The sequence below is a fragment of the Pseudomonas sp. S9 genome, assembly GCF_000222125.1.
In the GTDB taxonomy this organism is placed as follows: Bacteria; Pseudomonadota; Gammaproteobacteria; order Pseudomonadales; family Pseudomonadaceae; genus Aquipseudomonas; species Aquipseudomonas segetis.
This window is the reverse complement of record NZ_AFFX01000003.1, coordinates 17,835-38,344: the sequence shown is the minus strand read 5'-3', so window position 1 is coordinate 38,344 and position 20,510 is coordinate 17,835. Positions and strand designations below refer to the sequence as shown.

Sequence of the window (20,510 nt, the reverse complement as noted above, 5' to 3'; positions counted from 1 at the left end):
GACTTGAAGTTCAGGCCACTGCCAGGGCAATGCAAGAGGCCTGCTGCTGGCTGAAGTGACGATGAACACAAGCACGTAACCAAGACTCACGCGGGTCGTTGTGGGTTGCTCCACGCCACGCCATGGACAGCTCCGGTGCTGGCAATTTCAAGGGGGGAAGCTCAGCCCGTATGCCATCGACACGAACCATGGCGGCCGCCACATAGTCGGGCACTATGGCAAGCATATCGCTGCCCGCAAGCAGCGCGGGCAATGCACTGAACTGCGGCACGGCCAATACCACCTTGCGCTGTAGTCCGAACCCGCTCAGGGCTTGATCAACATCATCGATGACACTGCCCATCGAAGACACAGCCACATGCGGGCGTGTGCAGAAATCATCCAAGGTCAGCGCGTTTTTGGATGCATCAGCACGCAGCAACATCGGTTGCATCGACCGCAACCGCTTGCAGTGGGCACTGGCCGGCAAGTCCTGGACAAAGCTGGTACCCATGGATATTTCGCCCGAGGTCAGCAGTTGAGGCAATTGCCGGTGATCCACACGGCGTACCACCAGGGTGATATTGGGCGCCTCGAGTCGCAGGGAGCGCATCAGGCCCGGCAACAGCGCGTACTCGACGTCATCGCACAAGCCAATATGAAAGCAGTCCTCGCTGGTCGAGGGATCGAAGGTCTGGGCACAGCTCAATGCCACGGCGATGCCATCCAGGGCGGGCGCCAGGCGGGCGTGGATTTCCTCGGCACGCGCTGTTGGTTCCATCACACCGCCGGTGCGGATAAACAATGGATAATTGAACATCGAGCGCAGTCGGCCCAGCGAGCTACTGATGGTGCCCTGACAGAGGAACAACTTCTCTCCGGCCCGGGTAACATTACGCTCATGCATTACCGTCTCGAAGACAACTAGCAGATTGATGTCGGCACGTCGCAGATCATTTCTGTTCATTATGTTCGCCGCCTGGGCGCAAATCGCCCCGGATGAGTGGATTGGAAACCTGATCGCTGCTTACGCCGCCTCGGCACAACCAAACGATCTGCTCCAAGCCTATCCAGGCCGCCACAAAAGGTCTGTTGTACCTGGGTTTAACAGGAGTATCCATTGAGTGCGCGCGCCTGTACCTGGGTATGCCCAGTACCGTAAAAACGTCCACGCCTGCCCGGGACAGGGTACTGGCCGGGCATATCATCCAGGTTCGCAGAACAGCCCAACCCGGCAGCCGGAGCGGCCTGCCTGGAGGCTTCTAGACTTTGATCTGCATGCGATATACCTAGGTATACTTCTCCGTCCCATGAGACGGCGTATCTTGCAATATCAACAGGCGCCGTCACGAGCGACCCACATGATGCAAACTAATCAAAGGCGCAATACGGCCGTCATTGCGGTTGTCGATGATGACGAGCCCATCCGAATCGCGCTGGAGAGTTTATTGCGCTCCAGCGGCTATCAGGTCAAAAGCTATTGCAGTGCCTTGGACTTTATAAATTCCAATGGCCCCTGGGAAACACACTGCCTGATTTCCGACATCCAGATGCCTGGCATGAGCGGTGTTGAAATGCTTGAACAGCTCAACGCACAGGGCTTCACCATTCCCGTGATTTTTATTACCGGTTATCCAGGTGCAGCGCCTTGCATCACGGCGGCTACCCCCCACTTGGTGGCGTGTCTGCCCAAGCCTTTTGCAGCTGACAAACTGCTCAGCCATATCGAGACCACCCTCCAGGCAAAACGCTGAGCGATCAGCCGCCCACCACAGATACCTCGGTATCACTTACTGCAACTGACGCATAACCCTGATACCCAAATGTAGAAGTGTGTTCACCAGGCCCCGCCAATAGGATTAATCCAGAGCAGACGATTCGCCGTAGCGAGCATGGGCTCCTGTATTTCGGCACCAACACGTCGTCCTGCCGACCCTGAAGAACGCTTCAGGGTCATTGGCCACTTCTACTGAGGAACAAATCATGAAACAGCAAATATTGGTCATCGGCGCGGGGTTTGGTGGTGTATGGAGTGCATTGAGCGCCGCCCGGTTATTGGATATGCACGACCGTAACGATGTGGAAATCACACTGTTGGCGCCCCAGGCAGAGCTGCGCATTCGTCCACGCTTCTACGAAACCGATGTCCACACTATGTTCGCCCCGCTTGATGCGCTGTTCGACACTGTGGGCGTGCGCTTTGTCAAAGGTACAGCCGAGCATCTCGATGAACTCGGCAGAACGGTCGGCTACCGTGACGAGCATGGCGGCCAGGGTGTGTTGAGCTATGACCGCCTGGTGCTCGCAGCTGGCAGCCAGTTGTCCCGCCCACCAGTCCCGGGCCTGGATGCCTATGCTTTCGATGTGGATGAAATTGAATCGGCCGCACGCCTTGAAGCGCACCTTAAATCCTTGAAGGACCAGCCCGACAGCATTGCCCGTAACACGGTGGTGATCGCCGGTGGTGGGTTTACCGGTATCGAAACCGCAACGGAAATGCCCGCCCGCCTACGTGCGATTCTCGGAGACGACGCCGCGATTCGCGTGATCATCGTCGACCGTGGTCCGCAGATCGCCGCTGCCATGGGAGATGAAATTCGTCCATCCATAGTAGAAGCCTCGGATCACCTTGGTATCGAATGGGTACTCAACGCCACAGTTGCAGCGGTGGATGCCAACGGTGTAACCCTGGCGGATGGCCGTCATATCGAAAGCCATACCGCAATCTGGACTGTGGGTTTCCGCGCCAGCAAGCTAACTGAGCAGATGACCAGCGTTCGCGATGCCCAAGGCCGCCTGCATGTCGACGAAAACCTCAAGGTCAGGGGCCAGCAACATATCTACGCCGCAGGCGACGTTGCTTATGCCGCCACCGATGACCTGGGCAACTTCGCCGCCATGTCCTGCCAGCATGCAATCGCTCTGGGGCGTCATGCAGGCAATAACGTTGCCGCAGAGCTGCTCGGCGTAGCGCCAACTCCTTACCGGCAACCCAAGTACGTTACCTGCCTTGATCTAGGCGCTTGGGGCGCGGTGTACACCGAAGGCTGGGATCGCCAGGTCAAGCTGATCAAGCACGAGGCCAAGGAGCTCAAGAGCCAGATCAACAGCATCTGGATCTACCCGCCAGCTGCGGATCGTGCCACGGCACTGGCAGCTGCTGACCCGATGATTCCAGTGGCCTGAAACACCCTCAACAGAGCGTCCGCAAGGGCGCCCGCCGAGCAACCCTGTGAGGGGCATTGGCTATGTTCACTTTCTTCGAGTCTCCCCGGAGTGCACTCAGGCTGTCCAGTTACTTGCTGTTTTGCGGCATGACCATGCTGGTGATTGGTGGGCTGCTGGCCTACGGCCTGAGTGCATACCTATCGATAACCGTCCTGGTCGTGGCGCACCTCATGACCATCCTGGGGCCAACGCTGCTCAAGCTCGGCTATGTATTGCGCCTGCAAACCCATTACCGCCTGAAGCTGCGGCTGCATCGGCCAAGCACCCTCGCTAGGAGCACCCAATGAGTAATTCCAAGGATTTCGCACCCAGCAACCCGGAGCGGCGCGACTTTCTGCTCCTCGGCTTGAGTGCCGCAACACTGGCCACCTTTGCTTCGGTGCCCTTCGCCGCACTCGCCACAACCCTCGCTTCAGAACCCAACCAAGGAGTCATGACCATGAACACAGTGACCACCCAAGACGGCGTTGAAATTTTCTACAAGGACTGGGGCCCCAAGCACGCCCAGCCCATCATGTTTCATCATGGCTGGCCACTGAGCAGTGACGATTGGGATAACCAAGCCCTGTACTTCGTCAACCTTGGTTATCGGGTCATTGCCCATGATCGCCGTGGCCACGGCCGCTCCTCCGAAGTAAGCGACGGCCACGACATGAACCACTACGCGGCAGATGCAGCAACCGTAGTGGAGCATCTGGATCTACGCAACGTTGTGCATATAGGTCACTCAACCGGCGGCGGTGAAGCATTGCGCTATGTCGCCATGTATGGGCAAAAACAACGGCGCGTGGCCAAGCTGATCCTGATCGGCGCAGTGCCTCCGCTCATGCTCAAGACACCCGCCAACCCTGGAGGACTGGACATCGAGGTTTTCGACGGTTTCCGCCAGCAACTGGCTGCTAACCGCTCGCAGTTCTACCTGGATGTTGCCAGCGGCCCCTTCTACGGTTTTAACCGCCCAGGCGCCAGCGTTTCGCAAGGCATGATTCAAAACTGGTGGCGCCAGGGCATGAACGGTTCGGCCAAGGCTCACTACGACGGCATCAAGGCATTTTCCGAAACGGACTTTACCGAAGACCTTGGACTGGTCGACGTCCCGACCCTGGTGATGCACGGCGACGATGACCAGATAGTGCCCATTGCCGACTCTGCACTGCTGTCGAGCAAGCTGCTGAAAAACGCTTCGCTCAAGGTCTTTGAAAAGTTTCCACATGGCATGTGCACCACAAATGCCGATGCCATCAATCCCGAGTTGCTGAAGTTTATTCGCAGCTAGCCAGGCTGCTGCGCCCAACCGCTACCTGCTGCAGGCCGGGCGCATTTTTCACTTTAGATTCTGCACCCATGCAATGGAGAACGACCATGACAATGCATCAGACCCAAACCCCGGCCATCACTGGCAAAGCAGGCTTTGAAGAGCTTGTACCTTCGCGCTACGCCCTACGGGTTGGCGATATTGACGTGCTGGTGGTGAGCGAGGGCGTCCTGCCCCTGCCTACCGAAACGATGTCCACCAACGCGGACCCGGATGCACGTGCAGCCTGGTTCAAAGACATGTTCCTGGGCCCGGACGCATTCGACTGGGCACTGAACGTACTGGTGGTGCGTAGCGGCGAACAGACCATATTGGTTGACGCCGGACTGGGCGGCCAGTTTCCTGGGTTTCCGCGTGCCGGACAATTTCCCAAGCGCCTGGAAGCTGCCGGTATTGACCTTGGCTCCGTGACCGACATTATCATCACCCACATGCATATGGACCATATTGGCGGGCTGCTGGTCGAGGAAGTGAAGAACCGCTTGCGTCCAGATGTCCGCATCCACGTTGCCGCTACCGAAGTCGAGTTCTGGAAGTCACCTGACTTCTCCTTGACCTCCATGCCGGCACCCGTGCCTGAAGTGCTGCGTTCGACTGCCGCTGAATTCATCAAGCAGTACCAGGACAATGTGCGCACCTTCGACGATGAATACCAAGTGGCACCTGGCGTGCTGGCCAAGCTTACAGGCGGCCACACACCCGGGCACAGCGTGGTCTACATCAACTCCGGCGGCCAGCGCTTGACCTTTGCTGGGGATGCCTTGTTTCCCGTCGCCTTCGAACACCCCGATTGGCACAATGGTTTTGAACATGACCCCGAGGAGTCCGTGCGTGTTCGCGTGCGCCTGATGCAAGAAGCCGCGGCCAGCGGCGAGCTGTTCGTGGCAACGCACTTGCCATTCCCATCTGTCGGCCGGGTCGCGATCGAGGGAGAAGGTTTCCGCTGGATCGCGGCCTTCTGGGATTACTGACGGTTCCGGCTTCCGCCTTGCTGCTACGCTTCTGCGGATGTAGCGGCAAGACGGAGGCTGCACACGACTTGAACTGATGATAAAGCACAGCCTTTGGTAGACGCCCCAGCATCGTTCCCAAAGGTGGCCCTGCAGGGGATAGACCTTGTGTGACCTTGCAACTGAACGACGCATGCAGGGCGCCCACGCCAGCGCTCACTCAATACGGTAGTGGAAGGTATTTTTTACCCCACCCCCCGCGACCGCCTTGCCGTTTTCCACGCGCAGCTGATAGCGAAAGGTTTTCGCAGCAGAGGGTGAAGGCCGGACAAATAGCGGGGGGCAATCGCCAATAACCTGCGGGTTCTCCACTCGACCTTGAGGATTGACTCTATAGCTGACAGTGCAGTCGCCTTCGATGTTCTTGTCCAGGGCGCGATCAGGGTAATCCGGTGCCTCCTTGGAGATTGGCAGGTATTGACGGCTGGCAGCCGCAGCGGCTTCAGCCTGACGTGCACGCTCAGCCGCGAGAGCCGCTTCCTGCTGCTGACGCGCCTGCTCCAGGGCCAAGCGTTGTTGGGCTTCAGCTTCGCGACGTGCCAACGCCTGCTGCTCGGCAATACGTTGTTGTTCACGTTGCAGTTCGCGCTTGCGTTCTTGCTCAGCCACTCGTTTACGCGCCAATGCAGCTTGCTCCAGCTTCTGTTGCTGAATGCGTGGATCCGGTTTCGGTGCTTCGACCGGTTCAATCGGTTTAGCAGGCGTCACGGGCGGTACAACCACCGGCTCTGGCGGGGGGCTGATGTCCGGCAAAGCAGGCGCAGGCAAACTAATCAGCTGGGTGGTCAAGGTGCGTACCTTGGGCGCATCAGGTGTATCGCTTGGCCATTGCGCAAGCAACAAAGCCAAGACCATGGCATGCACACCTACTGCAACCCCGGCAGCGGTGAAATTACGCCAGTTATGCGCATTCGGTGTCCACAGGCTATAACCTTGGCCGGACATCAGCACGGCACTCACTGTGGCGCCTCGGTGATCAACCCGAGGTTGGTTACCCCGCCCTGCTGCAATGCGGCCATGCCGGCGACCACGCGTGAATAATCGACAGCACCGTCGGCACGGATATACACCTGAGTATCGCCTCGGGCAGCGAGCAGTTCGCCAACCTTGGTCGTCATCTCCTGTAGATCCACTGCACTGTCGCCCCGGCTGTCTATGTCCAGGTCTGGGCCAAGGTTCCAGTAGTAGCCGCCGTCGGCCTGTACCGAGAGGGTAAGCACCTGTTGCTGGCTATCGCTGGGCAATGCCTCGGCAGCGACCTTGGGTAACTCAACCTTGACGCCTTGAGTGAGCATGGGTGCGGTCACCATAAAGATCACCAGCAGGACCAGCATCACGTCGATATAAGGCACCACATTCATCTCTGCCTTGGCCGCGTACTTGCTGTGAGGTTTACGCATAACGCCCTCCTCAGGCTGCCTGGGACAGATTCGGCGATGACTGCAGCTTGCGTTGTAAACGACCCTGCAGCTCGTTGCCAAAGGCATAGAAGCGCGAGCTCAGCGTAGCTACACGGGCGGCAAAACGATTGTATGCAACTACCGCAGGGATCGCTGCGAACAATCCAATGGCTGTGGCGATCAACGCTTCGGCGATCCCAGGCGCAACGGTCGACAAGGTTGCCTGCTGCACCTGTGACAGGCCGATAAATGAATTCATGATTCCCCAGACGGTGCCGAAGAGCCCGATATAAGGGCTGACCGAGCCAACAGTGGCCAGGAACGGCAGGCCCTTTTCCAGGCGCTCTTCCTGCTCGGCAATAGCGACCAGCATGCCGCGCTCAACCCCATCAATCAGCGCTTCGGGGGTAGCTCCAGCCTTGCGTTGAAGCTGGGCAAATTCGCCGTAACCGGCGCGGAAAATACACTCGAGCACAGCGTCGCTATCGGCCTGTTCTGCACCTTCACGGTAAAGCTGGCCAAGATCACTTTGCTGACGAAAGCGCTTGAGAAAATCTTTCTGCAACCGCTCACTGCGCCCAAGCAACAAACTGCGCTGGATAATCAGATACCAACTCGCCAATGAGGCGAGCAAGAGAATGAGCATGACCAACTTGACCAGTAAGCTGGCGTCGCCAATCAGGCTCCAGACGGTCATTTGTTCGAGAGTGCTGTGCATGATGATGCTCCTGCTGTTACGCACCGCCGCATGCATGGCGACGGCGATCTGCCGTTGACCCCAGCCTCAACGGCTGAAATCGGTGCTGTGAAATATTGGCCATTGGATTACATGGCGATTACCGACTGATGACAGTCATTGCAAATGCAACGCCTCAGCCACCTGACTCCAGGCCACGAACTTGAAGTTCTGGGTCGTCTCAGGCATGCGCTTGCGGCCGTCTTGCACCACCAGCATGCCTTTGCTCCATGGGCCGCCAAGGTTGGCGGAAGTGACTTCAAGACCATCGGTTTCAGAGGCCCCATCAATACCCAGCGCCCCATTGAGGCCGACACGCAGGGCACCACGAATGGCATAAGGAGGCATGGCATCAAGCACCACATAGCTGTCGTTGCCTTGGCTGGAAACCAGCAGATAACTGTGCTTTGCGGCTTGATAAAGCCCCAGGCCTTCTACGTCGGCTTTGAGTACATCACCGACCGCCAGCACCGAGCTCAGCTCGGTGGAGCCATCAGCACGGGCATCAACCGCCCAGACGCCAACATCCTCCTCACCGATAAACAATCGTTGCTGCTGATCATCGGCAACGCAGCCCTCTGGCTGGCTGGCAACTGCGAAACGACGAACCAGCTTGCCAGCCAACTTGCCGTTGGCATCGCTCAATCGGTATTGCAGGAAGCTGCCATCCTTGTCGTTGGCGAAGGCATACAACTCACCCGGCTGCGGCTGAAACAAGCAGATGCCGTAGATCTCTTTGAGCGGTGTCGGAATCTCACCTGCGGTGCTAATCGTGCCGTTGGAACGGTCTATGGCGAACAGGCTGATACTGTTGTTATCGCGGTTGCTGGCAACAGCCAGGTCAATCGTTCGCCCAGCAAGGCTGAAGTCAGCCCGCAGATCGACATTGTTCAGACGCCCGACTGGCAGGTCTTTCAGCAACTTGCCGTTAAGGTCGTAGGAAAGCAGCCCCTGCTTCTTGTTAGTGCCGAGTACTCGCGACAAGCTCGGTTGGGTTGGATGCACCCAAATAGCAGGATCATCTGCCGCATCGCCTTGGCGACCGACCGGTTCGGTCTGAGCTATGGCCGCCACATTTGGCAACACCGGTGCAGTACTTACGGGGCTCGGTTGCCAGTTCAACAGGCCCTGATAGAAGTGGCCACTGGCGTCATCCTGTAGCAGTACCTGCAAACCCGCTGCGGTAGACTGCACAGCAATATGCTCAGGCTCTTTCACGCCGGGCAACTGTACGGGGCCCACTGAGCGCCAATGCTCACCTTGCTGTTGATAGAGGTGTAACGCTCGGGCGGAAGGATCAAGCACCAGCAGGCCGCCAGGGACACTGGCCATGGCTCCGGCGCTGGTTTTTAGCCGACCATAGGGCGCGCGCATATCGACGGGCACACGACTGGCACCCGCCTCGGGGTGGGCAGGATAAGCCCACAGCCCAAGATTTTCTTCGTTAACAAAGAGCCTGTCAGCGCTGTCATCTGCCTGGCAGTATTCCGCCTGTGGCGGTAGGGGCAAGCGCCGCACTTGTCTGGCACTGGCACTCAAGCGATTGGCCGTACCGACCAGCCACTGCTCTCCCCGGCCCTCCTCGCCAACCAGAAACAGAAACAGGTTGTTCGCCTCGTCGCGGTAAAGACACAGCCCGGCTACGGCAAAATCTCGAGCAGGCAGTGCTAGCGTGTGCCCCCATTTACGAGCGGGTAGATCAAGCCCAACCAATGTCGCTTGCTGGGTGCTGTTATTGATGCTGGCGACAATCAGGCTGTCACCCGCCTTGCGGCTGTCCAGGGCCGAGTAATTACCGGGCAAGCGGGCCAGTTCCGCACCTTTGCCATCAAGCACAAGCAGGCCACGGCTTTCACTGGCGGCGATAAACAGATCAGCACCCGCCGTTGTCTCGGCCGGGACGAAGCGCAGTGTTTCGGCCTCAATCTGAGGCAACTCATTCCAAGGGCTAAGTACCACGCTGGCATCAGCCGCCAGGACTTGAGAGGGCATCTGATCGCAACCCGTCAGGGACAGAGCGGCGACTAACAGAGAGCGAGTAAACAACGCGTTCATTGAAAAAAAGTCCTTGTGATAAAGCTTGGCGATGTTTTAAGGCGAGCGGTGGGAATCAGCCACACCGGGCCAGAGACAGCGCATCAGAAGTTGGTGTAGGTCAGGCCGAGCTTGTAGGTTGGGCCGTACTCTTCGTACTGCGCGTTGTAGGAACGGCTGCCGGTATAGACGTAGTAGTTTTCGTCGGTGATGTTCTGCGCTTCAAAGCGCAACTGCAGGCCTTTGGTCAGGAAGTAACCCGCGCTGAAGTCGACAAAGACCTGATCATCCACATGCTGGTCGTGGGCCTTGTCGTTGATGCTCGCCACTTCGTACAGGTAGTCGGATTTGTAGTTGGCAGACAGGCGCAGGCTAAGCTTTTCGTCTTCCCATCCGAGCATCAGGTTGCCAATGGTGTCCGACTGAAACGGCAAGTCGATGTCCCGCGAACGGCTTCCACCCGTTGCTGCATCGCTACCGGTAATGGTCGCCTCAGAGCGGCTGAACGTGGCGTTGGCGCCCATCAGCAAACCGTTCCAGGGCGCAGGAAGCCAATCGAATTTTTGCGAGTAGGCCAGCTCAAGGCCGTAAAGATCAGCGCTGTCTCCGTTGGCGAAGGTATTGGCCTCGGCAAAATCAAGCCAGGCTCCGGTGCCCGACAGGTCAGCGTTGTAGACGAAGTTGTCGATGTCTTTGTAAAACAGGAACGCCGACACCACCCCAGCCCGGCCCAGGTAATGTTCGATACCCAGGTCGAAGTTACGAGACTCCAGCGGATCAAGCTCAGGATTACCAAAGCTGGCTTCATCACCATCAATCACGAAGCCTGGCGCCAACTGGCCGAAGGTCGGGCGCACCACCGAATGGGTAATAGCGCTGCGCAATTGGGTATCCTTATCCAGTTGGTAGCGTAGGTGCAGGCCAGGCAACCAGTTGTGGTACTCATTCTTCGACTTGATGGCTTCATAGTTGCCATCGCGCAGGCCCGTGCCTTTGGCATCGAACTTAGTGCCTTCATAACGCACACCAACAATCACGCTCAAGTCGTCGATGTCGAGGCTGTGCATCAGGTACGCCGAGTCAATGTCTTCGCTCATTTTGAAGTCATTAACCCGCGATTCCTCCTCGTTATAGAAGCTATTGCGATCCAGGCCCGAGATCAGGTCTTCAATCCTCCCTGCTGACAAGCCAGGGCCAAACCGATCCAGGCTGTAGTCGACATCACCTTTGCTGAACGCGTCCATATTCAGTTGCGCATCGCTGAAACCGAAGTCGCCAAGGTCTTCATAAGTCCAGATGTTGGTGTCGTTGTCCTTGTCGCGACGGCTGAGCTTGCCGCCGAATTTAACTTGCGCGGCATTACCTGCCAGGTCGTAGTCACGGGCTATGTCGAGCTTGATATTTTTCTCGGTATCCTTGGTGTTTTCTTCGGCCCACTCGACTTCATCGAGCGCAAAATTACTCGGGTCGTAGAAGTCGTCGCCGATGGTAAACCGCGGCTTTTTCGTGTTGCTAAAACCGCTGTCGGCGAAATCATCAAGACCTTCAAATACTGCGCCCCCTATATGCCCGGGTGTATCTTGGTTGGCCTTGCTGTAGCCCGCCTGGGCTTGCAGCGTCCACTGGCCAATAAAACGTTCGCCACCAAACACATACGACTGGATTTCCTGAGTTTCTTCCCGGTCCTTCAACTCGCGCCAGCCCTCAGCCTCGCCCTGTTCGCCAGCAAGCTGCGCGTCGGCAAACTCAACCCCGGCGGCGTTGCGCGTTTCGGTGTCTTTGAAGCGGCTGTAGAGCGTGCGCAAGTAGTAGCTTGAGTAGTCGTCTGGTCGATAGTCGAAGTTCAGCCCCAGGCCGCTGCGCTCGCGACGAATGTCGTAATCACGCTGCTCAAACTGCTGCAACCGGTCGCCATCGGAGAAATCCCAATCGCCACCGGTCTCGACATTGTCTGAGCCAAAGTCACGTTGCTGCACGCTTAAGGCCGCGGCCACGCCAAAGTTATCCACACCACCGCCCAGGCTGAACAGGTCGCTGATGGCACCAGAAAATTTCGGACTGGTCTGTTCGGTTTTATCGTCGTAGCTGGCCTCGCCAGTACCCGGGTAGAACAGGCCTTTATGGTCGAATGCAGACAGGCTCTCGACCTCAATGGTGCCACCCAGGGAGTTGGCGTCCATATCAGGTGTCAACGTCTTGACCACCGACAGCGACTGCACCAGTTCTGCCGGCAATACATCGAGCGCAACGGCTCGGCGATCACTGTCTGGCGACGGAACCAGCGTACCGTTGATGGTCACACTGTTAAGATCTGGCCCCAAGCCACGTACGCTGACAAAACGTCCCTCGCCCTGATCACGCTCAACAGAAACGCCAGGCAGGCGCTGCACGGCTTCCGCGGCGTTCTGGTCAGGCAGTTGCGCCACGCCATCGGCATGCACAACACTCTCAATTTGATCCGCGCGGCGCTGCTCTTTTAGGGCCTGGTCCAGACTAGCGGCCTGACCGACCACATTGACGTGCTCGGCCTCGCTAGCCCACAACGGAGTGATGGCCACAGCCAGCGCCAAAGCACTGATATGAAAACCGACGCGACGGGCATTGAGTTGGTGCTTATGCATACTGCTCTCCCAGATAAGCCTGCTGGCCGGGTATTGCCCGGCGATCTGCAGCGCAAGCTAGAAGTGCGGCGTGACAGTTAGATGACAGGCCAGCAGCACAAGCCCCTAAACACGGGGTTTGTCCGGGGTTTTGAGCCGAAATGACCTGGCCTTGTCGAGGTGAACGGCTCAGCCCTGATGCGCAAACCCGCTTCGTAGCGGAGGTAGAACCACTTTTATCTAAAAAATTGCGCGTCCAACTGAGCCAAACTGACCTCCCCCATTGCAACCATTTAGTAACAAGACTCTGTTGTGCTGCAGGCTTAGCCACCTGGACGCTGCGCCCATGACCACCTTGCTCAAACTGCATCGCCTGAAACTGGTCGTACTCTTGCTCGCCACAAACCTTGCGCTGCTGTTGCACCTTGCTGCCGGCCATATAAAGCCGATGAGCGAATGGGTCTGGCTGGACATCCTTGGCGAGGGCGGCTCGACGCTGCTGTGCCTGACCTGGTTAGGACTGGTACTCAAGAGTCGTCCTGCGGGACGGGTTACCAGCTTCTTGGCCATGGGCCTGGGGCTGGTGTTTTTTTCTTGGTGGGTCGATACCCTAGACGAATTTATCCGCCTTCCTGACAGCATCGTCTGGGATCACTGGATGGAGTCAGCGCCTATGCCATTTGGCCTGCTCCTGCTGACACTGGGCATCTATCACTGGCACCGTGAGCAGCTAGCGATTAGCGCGCAAATGGAAAAGCGTGAACGACTGTTCCGCGAACACCGCTTTTTCGATTCGCTAACCCCATTAAACACCGCCGAGTACCTGCGCCAGCACTTGGACCAGGCTCTTTGTCAGGCACGTAGCGCACAACAGCCCTTGTCACTTGTGATCCTCGATCTCGATAACTTCAGCCGGATCAATCATCTGCATGGCCATGCCGAGGGCGACCGTGTACTACAAGCCCTGAGTCAGTTGTTAGTGCTTAACCTGCGCCATCAGGACTTGCTCTGTCGCTTGGCCGGTGATCGCTTCGTGGTCATGCTGCCGCACACCGGCGAACGCCAGGCACAGCAGCTGGCCGAGGACTTGCGCCTGAGTGTTGAGCACTTCGCGCACAAGGCCCGCGCGCACGGCGAGCGCTTGCAATTGCGCGCCAGCGTGGCCTGCGTAATGGCCCTGCAGGACGACGCAGAAAGCTTGTTGCAGCGCCTCAATCAAGCACTGGCGCATGCAAAACCAGCGCTCTATGCGCGCAGTGCTTGAGGTAAAACCATGACCCTCAAGGCCACTTGGTACGAGAACGACAACCGTTTTATTCCTGGCCACTGGCAACCTGCGGTGCTGGTCGACCTGGCCCTGTCACGGGGCATCGACAGCCACCGATTGTTACGCGGCACCGGTTTGTTCCATGAAGATCTGCAGGCTGGCAAGCCTCGCCTATGTGCTCAGCAATTCCTGCAACTGATAGACAACAGCGAACGCCTGCTGGCCGCCGCAGACACCCGTTTTCTCTTTGGCCAACGTCTGTTACCCGGTTACTACGGCGCCGCCAGCCATGCCTTGCAGCATGCAGCAGACTTGAGCCAAGCGCTGGATATTGTGTGTCGCTACCGTGCCCTGATCAGCCCATTACTCAGCCCACGGGTGCTGCTCGATGAGCAAAATGTCTACGTCTATTGGCTGGACACTTGCGGCGCAGGGGCGCAGCAGCGGTTTCTGGTGGATTCGGCAATGACCGCCTTGCTGGCCATTAGCCGCTGGTTGGCCGGTGCGCCACTGCCGTGGAAAGTCAGTATTGCTCAAACCAGGCCGCGCCAAGTTGAACAATACTGGGTCAACCTGGGTGAGGATGTACGCTTCGACGCGCCTGTGGATCTGCTCAGCCTGCCGCGAGAATATCTGCACCAGCCTTGGCCTGCAGCCGCGCCAACGGCCGGCCAAGCAGCCCAGCAACAAAGCATGCAGCAGCTGCTGGAACTGGGGTTCGATGCCAGCCTGCTCGACCACCTTTATCGCCATCTGTTGGCGAACCTGCGGCACCAGCCACAACTGGAAAACGTCGCGCTAGCGTTTGGCATGAGCCCCTCAACACTGAAACGCAAGCTGCATAGGCACGGCACCCATTTTCAAGAACAACTGGATTTGGCGCGTAAACATATGGCCCTGTATCTCTATCAGATCAAGGGTCAAAGCAATGAAGAAGTAGCTGCTTACCTGCAGTTCCACGATTCCACCAACTTACGGCGCTCATTCAAGCGCTGGACTGGACTCGCCCCGAGCGCGCTGCGCCAACTCTGGCCGTGCGATTAGCCTGAAGCTGCGGGCGGTGTTCTTGCAAACAGGTCACTCAACCTAGCTCGGATGCTTAGTCATCAACCGTAAAAAAAGCGCCGACGGGCGCTTTTCTTACCTGCTGGTTTCAGCTCAGGTTACTTATCCAGCGAATACGCAATCACGTAATCGCCCCGGTCCGGGGACTGGCGCGCGCAACCTGCCGAGATGACTACATATTGCTTGCCTGTTTTAGGTGACTTATAGCTGATAGCCCCACCTTGGCTACCGACAGGCAGGCGCGCCTTCCAGACTTCCTTGCCGGTCGAGCTGTCGAAAGCACGCAGGTAATAATCCTGGGTGCCGGCGATAAACACCAAGCCGCCCTGAGTGCTCAGGGTGCCGCCCAAGGTTGGCAAGCCAACCGGGATCGGCAGGCGCATGCGGATGCCCAACGGGCCGGTATCTTCGACAGTGCCCACAGGAGCCTGCCAAACGATTTTCCGGGTCTTCATATCAATTGCAGTGAGCGTACCAAAAGGTGGCTTCTGACAAGAAACACCCAAGGCCGACATAAAGCGGTTTTTGTTCACCGCATAGGGCGTGCCTTTCATGGGCACAACGCCCATGCCAGTGTTGACGCTCTCCCCCCCAGTATTGACAGCGGTGCTTTGCGGGTCTGCCTTGACCATCTGGATCCACAGGCCCAGACGCATGTCATTGACGAAGATGTAGTCATTGACCGGATCAGTGGAAATACTGCCCCAGTTCATGCCGCCCAGAGAACCCGGGAAGCTCAATGACAGGTCGGTGCCTGGAGCCGTGTACAACCCCTCATAACGCATCGACTTGAATGCAATGCGGCACATCACTTGGTCGAATGGTGTTGCGCCCCACATGTCGGACTCAGTCAGGGTCTGGGCACCGATTTGCGGCATGCCGACTGAGCGTGGCTGGGTATCGGAATACTGCTCATTGGGGATATTGCTGCGCTTGACCGGTACTTCCTTGACCTCGGTCAGCGGCTTGCCGGTGGCACGATCGAGGACAAAGATCTGCCCGGCTTTGGTGCCGATCACCACCGCTGGGGTGGTTTTACCGTTCTTACCCGGAAAATCAATCAGCGACGGCTGCATTGGCAAGTCAAAATCCCACAAGTCGTTATGTACGGTCTGGTAGGTCCATTTTTCTTTGCCCGTGGTGCCGTCCACCGCTAAAACCGAGGTGGCATATTTGTGGTCAAGTTCTGTGCGATTAGCGCCCCATAGATCAACCGAGGAGCTGCCCATCGGTATAAACACCGTATTTGACTGCGGATCGTACGACATGGCCGCCCAGGAGTTCGGGCTGCTGCGCGCATAAGTTTCCCCAGCCTCAAGGGTTTTGTTTGGGTCTTGCGCACCCGGGTCGAACGCCCAGCGCATGGCACCGGTGATCACATCAAAACCGCGAATAACACCGCCGGGCATATCGGTACTGACGTTATCGGCTACGCGTCCACCCACGACCACCGTGGTTCCAGCCAGGGTTGGCGCCGAGGTCAATACATAGCTCGGGTCCTTGGCATCACCCAGACCGGCAAGCAGGTCAACCTGCCCATCCTTGCCAAAATCAGGACAGAACTCACCGGTATCGGCATCCAGGGCAATCAGACGAGCATCGATGGTGTTCATCAGGATTCGACGCATACATGCAGCACCGCTGGCTACTTGAGCCGCTGGCACTGGAGTCGCGTTGTTGGCATCCGGCTGCACCAATGGCTTGCTGTCGTCGAAATACGCGAGGCCACGGCAGCGCATCCACACCGAAGACTTGGCGTTGATTTCATTCTTCCAAAGCTCTTTGCCGGTGTCGGCATTCACTGCAATGACATTGTTGTGCGGGGTACAGAGGAATAGCTTGTCGCCAACCTGCAGCGGTGTCAGTTGGTCTTCTGCGCCATTGCCGTCGCTTTGCGGGATATCGCCGGTGCGGTAAGTCCAGGCAACTTTCAGGTCCTTAACGTTATCGCGAGTAATTTGGTCCAGCGCGACAATTCGGCTGCCGCCCGGCGTATTGCCGTAATTGTCCCAGTTCTTTTGATCCTGGTGCGGGTTCACTGCTTGCAACGGCAACTGCCCAGACGCCTGAAACGGCATGTGCGGCTTGAAAATCAAGGGGACAGTTGCAACCAGACAGCCAAGCGTAACCAGGGAAAAGCCGTAGGCCGGGCCACGCAGCTCGGGCTTGCCCTGCAGGCGGCGCAGCATGGGGATCGAAACCACCACCGCAAACAGCAGCACGCCGTTGAACATCAGCCTTGAAACCAGTGGCCAGAATTCCAGCCCGGCATCGAGCAGGGCCCATACCAGGGTGCCTAGAAATACCAGCACATAGAGCCAGGCTCCGGCGGTACGGCGCATGAAAAACAGCACGCCCGAGATCAGCATCAGAACCCCGGCGCTTAAAAAATACCAACTGCCGCCAAGCGCGATCAGCTGGCCGCCGGTGATGGAAAAAAATGCGCCACTGACAACCAGCACCAAGCCAATCAAATAAAACCAGCAATTCATCACTGCTGGAACGGGTGCTTGTTTTGGGTTCATCGGGCTCACTCCTTGACCTGTTTTGAAGATAGATACAAACAGGTTAAGTGAGGTGCTACCCACCCGCAAGCCACGGCCCGCGCGGCTTTGGTCAATAAAAAAGCATCAATTCGGATCAGGTTGAAAAAGTGACCGAACCCAAGCCCGCAAACTTAACTTCGACCCGGGCCGAAGGCGGCGCCCAGCAGATCCCGGTCCAACTGCCAGTCGCGACCAGGTCTCCGGCCCGTAGCGGATTGCCTTGCAGCGCAGCATGCCTTGCCAGCCAGGGGAGCGAGTTAAGCGGTTCAGCGAATGGGTGGCTGCCCGTGCTCACTTGTTGAGAAACACCATTGATCCGAACCTCGGCTGTTTGCCCCGGCCAATCAAACGGCGCTTCCAGCGAGCATGGTTCGCCGATGATAAGGGCGCGGTTTGATTGCTGGTCAGCCAGACGCAACAAGGGGTCTGCGTGCTCAGCGCTGAGCCAGCGCGTATCGCAAAGCTCGATGCCCGGCAACCACGCATCAATCGCGCGATAAGCCATTTCCAGATCGGTATGTTGATCAAGATCGCAACGCAGCCGCACGATCAACTCGCCCTCAATGCCGAAACCGTTGCAATAACCGGACGGCGCCTGCCAACCCGAAGAGTGGACGGCGTCAGCAGGTACGCCTGCCGCGCTGATAAAACTATCGGGGCTGCCACCCAGCTTCCAGGCCCGGGCCGGCTCCTGGCTGAACCAGCCGAGCGCATCAGCGACGCACTGTTGTACGGCATAGGCTTGAGCTTCACTTTCCAGCACCAGGCCCCCATGTGATTGGCGCTGGCCCGTATGCCAAGCCTCAATCAAGCGTGCGGCAACCTGTTCAACCATATTCATAAAGGTAATTCCGTCTTGCGCCGCCGCAATTGCGCGGGCGCGGGTCTGTCGCAGCGCATAAACTGTCCCCGTCCTGCTGCGCCACGTGGCTCAACATCCCACACCACCTCGCCACGGGACAAGGTCATCGCGGGCCAGGCGCTCAATTGCATGCCTGCATAGGGTGTGTAATCGACATTGTGATGCAGCAGTTCATTGCGCAAGTCGACTCGCTGGCCTTCATCCCAAATAACCAAATCAGCATCGGCGCCGATAGCAATGCTGCCTTTGCGCGGGTACAGGCCATACATCTTCGCCGCATTGGTTGAGGTCAGCGCAACAAAGCTCTGCGCAGTGATACGGCCACTGCGTACGCCTTCGGACCAGAGCAAGGCCATGCGCGTTTCAACACCGGGAATACCATTGGCAACCTGGTCGAACGAGATGTTTTCGCCATGGGCTTTCTTGCCGTCCGGCCCGTCGAAGCGAAAGGGCGCGTGATCGGAAGAGAATATCTCGAACGCACCATTTTCCAGCCCATCCCAGATGACTTGTTGATTGGCGGCATCCCGAGGCGGCGGGCTGCAAATACATTTAGCCCCTTCAAAGCTGTCATCACAGCCCAGGGAGTCAGCCGTCAGAAACAGGTACTGCGGGCAGGTTTCCGCGTAGACCTTCAACCCCTGGCTTTGTGCCCAGCGGATTTGCTCAACCGCCTCGCGCCCCGAGACATGGACGATAAGAATCGGCACATCAACCAGTTCGGCCAGGGCAATTGCACGATGCGTAGCTTCACGTTCGACCAGCATTGGCCGCGATGTCGCATGGTACTTCGGCGCACTCAGGCCAGCAGCCAGCAAGCGCTCGGTCAGCCAGGCGATACAATCGCTGTTCTCGGCATGCAGCATGACCATTGCACCTTCGCGCCGTGCCACCGACAGGGTTTCGAGAATTTCGCGGTCGCCCAGCTTGAGCGCGTCATAGGTCATGTAGATCTTGAACGAGGTGTAGCCTTCGGCAATCAGTGCTGGCAGCTCTTCACGCAATACCTCAGGCGTTGGATCTGTCACTATCAAGTGAAAGGCATAATCGATCACCGGCTTGTTGCCTGCACGGCGGTGATAATCATCCACTGCGGCACGCAGCGATTCACCCTTTTGCTGGCAGGCGAACGGAATCACCGTGGTGGTGCCCCCGCATGCAGCTGAGACCGTGCCGCTGAAAAAGTCATCCGCCATCAATGAACCGTCGCCGGTCGGCTGGTCCAGATGCACGTGGCTGTCGACGCCGCCCGGCGTGACATGACGGCCGGCAGCGTCGATTTCGTGCAGGCCAGCAGGCAAATCCAGCGCCAGCGCGGTGATACGCCCATCGCGAATACCAATATCACTACTAAAGGTGTCCGCGGCGGTAACCACACGGGCGTTGCGAATGACAGTGTCGAAAGCTTGCATATCAGGCCTCATGAAAAGCGCCGCGCAGCAGCTTTCAACTCATCAACTGTGGCGCGAGTATGAAATGCGAGGTGAAGTTGCCAACACCTCGGATAAAACTGATTCAGCGCGTGGTGGCAGCGTCGCGCTCCAGCCAGGCCTGGGCGATCTGTTCGCGGGTGGCGAACCAGACGCCTTCGTGGCCCTGGGCGTATTCAATGAATTTTTTCAGCGCGCGCACGCGCCCTGGCCGTCCCACCATGCGCGGGTGTAAACCGATGGACATCATGCGCAGGCCATCGGCGGACTCTTCGTGCAGTACCTCGAAACTTTCCTTCATGTACTCAAGAAAGTCAGAGGCTTGCGAAAGACCGGGCGAGTTCCAGTAGCGGAAGTCATTCACATCGCTGGTGTAAGGCACCACCAGATGGCGCTTGCCCTCGACCTCGACAAAGTAAGGCACATCATCGTTGTAGGCGTCGGAGTCATACAGGAATCCCGCTTCCTCGGCGACCAGGCGCCGCGTGCGCACGCTGGCTCCGTAGCGGCAATACCAGCCCACCGGGCGCTTGCCGCAGGTGCGCTGGAAAGACTCTATGGCCAAGCGAATATGCTCGCGCTCCTGTTCTTCGCTGAGGCGAAACAGCTCTTCCCAGCGATAACCATGGCTGCACACTTCAGGGCCCAGGGCGACGGCCGCCTTGGCAACATCCGGGTTTTGCTCGAACGCCAGGGCGCAGGCATGGAAAGTGGCCGGTACATCTGCCTGTTGCAGAATCTGCAGAATCCGCCAGATACCGACGCGGGAGCCGTATTCATACATCGACTCCATCGCCAGGTTACGCACCCCCTCAGGAAATTGATAACTGCCCCACTCGGTCATGCTCTCCTGATCGGAGTCGCCCATGGCCAGCGAGCGCTCGGAGCCTTCCTCGTAGTTGATCACCACACTGATGGCCAGTCGCGCACCGTTGGGCCAGGTACCTAGCGGACGCTGCTGACCATAACCAACCAGATCTCGAAGGGGTAACGCCATGGAAAATTCTCCTACAGGTTTGGCAAATTACTCAGCCACAC

The 20,510-nt window shown here is 57.9% G+C and carries 17 protein-coding genes; 7 read left to right on the top strand and 10 right to left on the bottom strand.

Annotated elements, in window-relative coordinates; genetic code table 11:
• Positions 1 to 10 precede the first annotated feature (10 nt).
• Positions 11 to 946 carry a LysR family transcriptional regulator gene (locus PSES9_RS0106890; protein WP_010485397.1) on the bottom strand — a complete coding sequence of 312 codons (936 nt, stop codon included), beginning with the start codon at positions 944 to 946 and terminating at the stop codon, positions 11 to 13.
• A 394-nt stretch (positions 947 to 1,340) separates the two neighbouring features.
• Here PSES9_RS0106890 and PSES9_RS0106885 point away from each other — a divergent pair, with 394 nt between their 5' ends.
• From PSES9_RS0106885 to PSES9_RS0106865, 5 genes are all read left to right on the top strand, one after another.
• On the top strand, positions 1,341 to 1,733 hold the full coding sequence (locus PSES9_RS0106885; protein WP_010485395.1) for a response regulator transcription factor: 393 nt from the start codon (positions 1,341 to 1,343) through the stop codon (positions 1,731 to 1,733).
• A gap of 229 nt (positions 1,734 to 1,962) precedes the next feature.
• Positions 1,963 to 3,165, top strand: coding sequence for an NAD(P)/FAD-dependent oxidoreductase (locus tag PSES9_RS0106880; RefSeq protein ID WP_010485394.1), 1,203 nt, complete (start codon positions 1,963 to 1,965; stop codon positions 3,163 to 3,165).
• A 62-nt stretch (positions 3,166 to 3,227) separates the two neighbouring features.
• Positions 3,228 to 3,494 carry a hypothetical protein gene (locus PSES9_RS0106875; protein WP_010485391.1) on the top strand — a complete coding sequence of 89 codons (267 nt, stop codon included), beginning with the start codon at positions 3,228 to 3,230 and terminating at the stop codon, positions 3,492 to 3,494.
• 152 nt (positions 3,495 to 3,646) lie between these two features.
• A complete protein-coding gene (locus PSES9_RS0106870; RefSeq protein ID WP_010485389.1) occupies positions 3,647 to 4,483 on the top strand; it encodes an alpha/beta fold hydrolase in 837 nt (278 codons plus the stop codon).
• Positions 4,484 to 4,569: 86 nt separating this feature from the next.
• Positions 4,570 to 5,493 (top strand): MBL fold metallo-hydrolase, encoded by a 924-nt coding sequence (locus tag PSES9_RS0106865; protein ID WP_010485388.1) that lies wholly within the window; start codon positions 4,570 to 4,572, stop codon positions 5,491 to 5,493.
• 195 nt (positions 5,494 to 5,688) lie between these two features.
• Here PSES9_RS0106865 and PSES9_RS0106860 read toward each other — a convergent pair whose 3' ends face one another.
• The 5 genes from PSES9_RS0106860 to PSES9_RS0106835 all read right to left on the bottom strand — a co-directional run bounded on the left by PSES9_RS0106860 (position 5,689) and on the right by PSES9_RS0106835 (position 12,323).
• A complete protein-coding gene (locus tag PSES9_RS0106860; protein WP_010485386.1) occupies positions 5,689 to 6,492 on the bottom strand; it encodes an energy transducer TonB in 804 nt (267 codons plus the stop codon).
• Positions 6,489 to 6,932, bottom strand: coding sequence for a protein TolR (gene tolR, locus PSES9_RS0106855; RefSeq protein ID WP_010485384.1), 444 nt, complete (start codon positions 6,930 to 6,932; stop codon positions 6,489 to 6,491). The genes PSES9_RS0106860 and tolR overlap by 4 nt, the downstream gene beginning before the upstream one ends.
• 10 nt (positions 6,933 to 6,942) lie before the next feature.
• On the bottom strand, positions 6,943 to 7,650 hold the full coding sequence (gene tolQ / locus PSES9_RS0106850) for a protein TolQ (protein WP_010485383.1): 708 nt from the start codon (positions 7,648 to 7,650) through the stop codon (positions 6,943 to 6,945).
• Between the two features lie 135 nt (positions 7,651 to 7,785).
• A complete protein-coding gene (locus PSES9_RS0106840; RefSeq protein WP_010485381.1) occupies positions 7,786 to 9,723 on the bottom strand; it encodes a phytase in 1,938 nt (645 codons plus the stop codon).
• Between the two features lie 83 nt (positions 9,724 to 9,806).
• Positions 9,807 to 12,323: a TonB-dependent receptor gene (locus PSES9_RS0106835; RefSeq protein ID WP_010485379.1), complete on the bottom strand. Its 2,517-nt coding sequence runs from the start codon at positions 12,321 to 12,323 to the stop codon at positions 9,807 to 9,809.
• A 325-nt stretch (positions 12,324 to 12,648) separates the two neighbouring features.
• Between PSES9_RS0106835 and PSES9_RS0106830 the strand changes: the two genes are divergently transcribed.
• Complete coding sequence (locus PSES9_RS0106830) at positions 12,649 to 13,566, top strand: GGDEF domain-containing protein (RefSeq protein ID WP_010485376.1); 918 nt, start codon at positions 12,649 to 12,651, stop codon at positions 13,564 to 13,566.
• A gap of 9 nt (positions 13,567 to 13,575) precedes the next feature.
• Entirely contained in the window at positions 13,576 to 14,613 is a 1,038-nt protein-coding gene (locus tag PSES9_RS0106825; protein ID WP_010485375.1) for an AraC family transcriptional regulator, read from the top strand.
• Between the two features lie 119 nt (positions 14,614 to 14,732).
• Here the strand turns inward: PSES9_RS0106825 and PSES9_RS0106820 are convergent, their stop codons facing one another.
• The 4 genes from PSES9_RS0106820 to PSES9_RS0106805 all read right to left on the bottom strand — a co-directional run bounded on the left by PSES9_RS0106820 (position 14,733) and on the right by PSES9_RS0106805 (position 20,469).
• A complete protein-coding gene (locus PSES9_RS0106820) occupies positions 14,733 to 17,159 on the bottom strand; it encodes a glucose/quinate/shikimate family membrane-bound PQQ-dependent dehydrogenase (protein ID WP_010485373.1) in 2,427 nt (808 codons plus the stop codon).
• Between the two features lie 115 nt (positions 17,160 to 17,274).
• The gene (locus PSES9_RS0106815) at positions 17,275 to 18,021 is read right to left on the bottom strand and encodes a fumarylacetoacetate hydrolase family protein (protein WP_010485372.1); all 747 of its coding nucleotides are present in this window, start codon (positions 18,019 to 18,021) and stop codon (positions 17,275 to 17,277) included.
• Positions 18,018 to 19,454, bottom strand: coding sequence for a dihydropyrimidinase (gene hydA, locus PSES9_RS0106810; RefSeq protein WP_010485369.1), 1,437 nt, complete (start codon positions 19,452 to 19,454; stop codon positions 18,018 to 18,020). The genes PSES9_RS0106815 and hydA overlap by 4 nt, the downstream gene beginning before the upstream one ends.
• Positions 19,455 to 19,557: 103 nt before the next feature.
• Positions 19,558 to 20,469, bottom strand: coding sequence for an allantoinase PuuE (locus PSES9_RS0106805; protein WP_010485366.1), 912 nt, complete (start codon positions 20,467 to 20,469; stop codon positions 19,558 to 19,560).
• Positions 20,470 to 20,510 lie beyond the last annotated feature (41 nt).

Excerpts from the sequence above, each read along its gene's own strand:
- PSES9_RS0106890 (WP_010485397.1), bottom strand. The coding sequence starts at position 946 with ATGAACAGAAATGATCTGCGACGTGCCGACATCAATCTGCTAGTTGTC.
- PSES9_RS0106885 (WP_010485395.1), top strand. The coding sequence starts at position 1,341 with ATGATGCAAACTAATCAAAGGCGCAATACGGCCGTCATTGCGGTTGTC.
- PSES9_RS0106880 (WP_010485394.1), top strand. The coding sequence starts at position 1,963 with ATGAAACAGCAAATATTGGTCATCGGCGCGGGGTTTGGTGGTGTATGG.
- PSES9_RS0106875 (WP_010485391.1), top strand. The coding sequence starts at position 3,228 with ATGTTCACTTTCTTCGAGTCTCCCCGGAGTGCACTCAGGCTGTCCAGT.
- PSES9_RS0106870 (WP_010485389.1), top strand. The coding sequence starts at position 3,647 with ATGAACACAGTGACCACCCAAGACGGCGTTGAAATTTTCTACAAGGAC.
- PSES9_RS0106865 (WP_010485388.1), top strand. The coding sequence starts at position 4,570 with ATGACAATGCATCAGACCCAAACCCCGGCCATCACTGGCAAAGCAGGC.
- tolR (WP_010485384.1), bottom strand. The coding sequence starts at position 6,932 with ATGCGTAAACCTCACAGCAAGTACGCGGCCAAGGCAGAGATGAATGTG.
- tolQ (WP_010485383.1), bottom strand. The coding sequence starts at position 7,650 with ATGCACAGCACTCTCGAACAAATGACCGTCTGGAGCCTGATTGGCGAC.
- PSES9_RS0106840 (WP_010485381.1), bottom strand. The coding sequence starts at position 9,723 with ATGAACGCGTTGTTTACTCGCTCTCTGTTAGTCGCCGCTCTGTCCCTG.
- PSES9_RS0106835 (WP_010485379.1), bottom strand. The coding sequence starts at position 12,323 with ATGCATAAGCACCAACTCAATGCCCGTCGCGTCGGTTTTCATATCAGT.
- PSES9_RS0106830 (WP_010485376.1), top strand. The coding sequence starts at position 12,649 with ATGACCACCTTGCTCAAACTGCATCGCCTGAAACTGGTCGTACTCTTG.
- PSES9_RS0106825 (WP_010485375.1), top strand. The coding sequence starts at position 13,576 with ATGACCCTCAAGGCCACTTGGTACGAGAACGACAACCGTTTTATTCCT.
- PSES9_RS0106820 (WP_010485373.1), bottom strand. The coding sequence starts at position 17,159 with ATGAACCCAAAACAAGCACCCGTTCCAGCAGTGATGAATTGCTGGTTT.
- PSES9_RS0106815 (WP_010485372.1), bottom strand. The coding sequence starts at position 18,021 with ATGAATATGGTTGAACAGGTTGCCGCACGCTTGATTGAGGCTTGGCAT.
- hydA (WP_010485369.1), bottom strand. The coding sequence starts at position 19,454 with ATGCAAGCTTTCGACACTGTCATTCGCAACGCCCGTGTGGTTACCGCC.
- PSES9_RS0106805 (WP_010485366.1), bottom strand. The coding sequence starts at position 20,469 with ATGGCGTTACCCCTTCGAGATCTGGTTGGTTATGGTCAGCAGCGTCCG.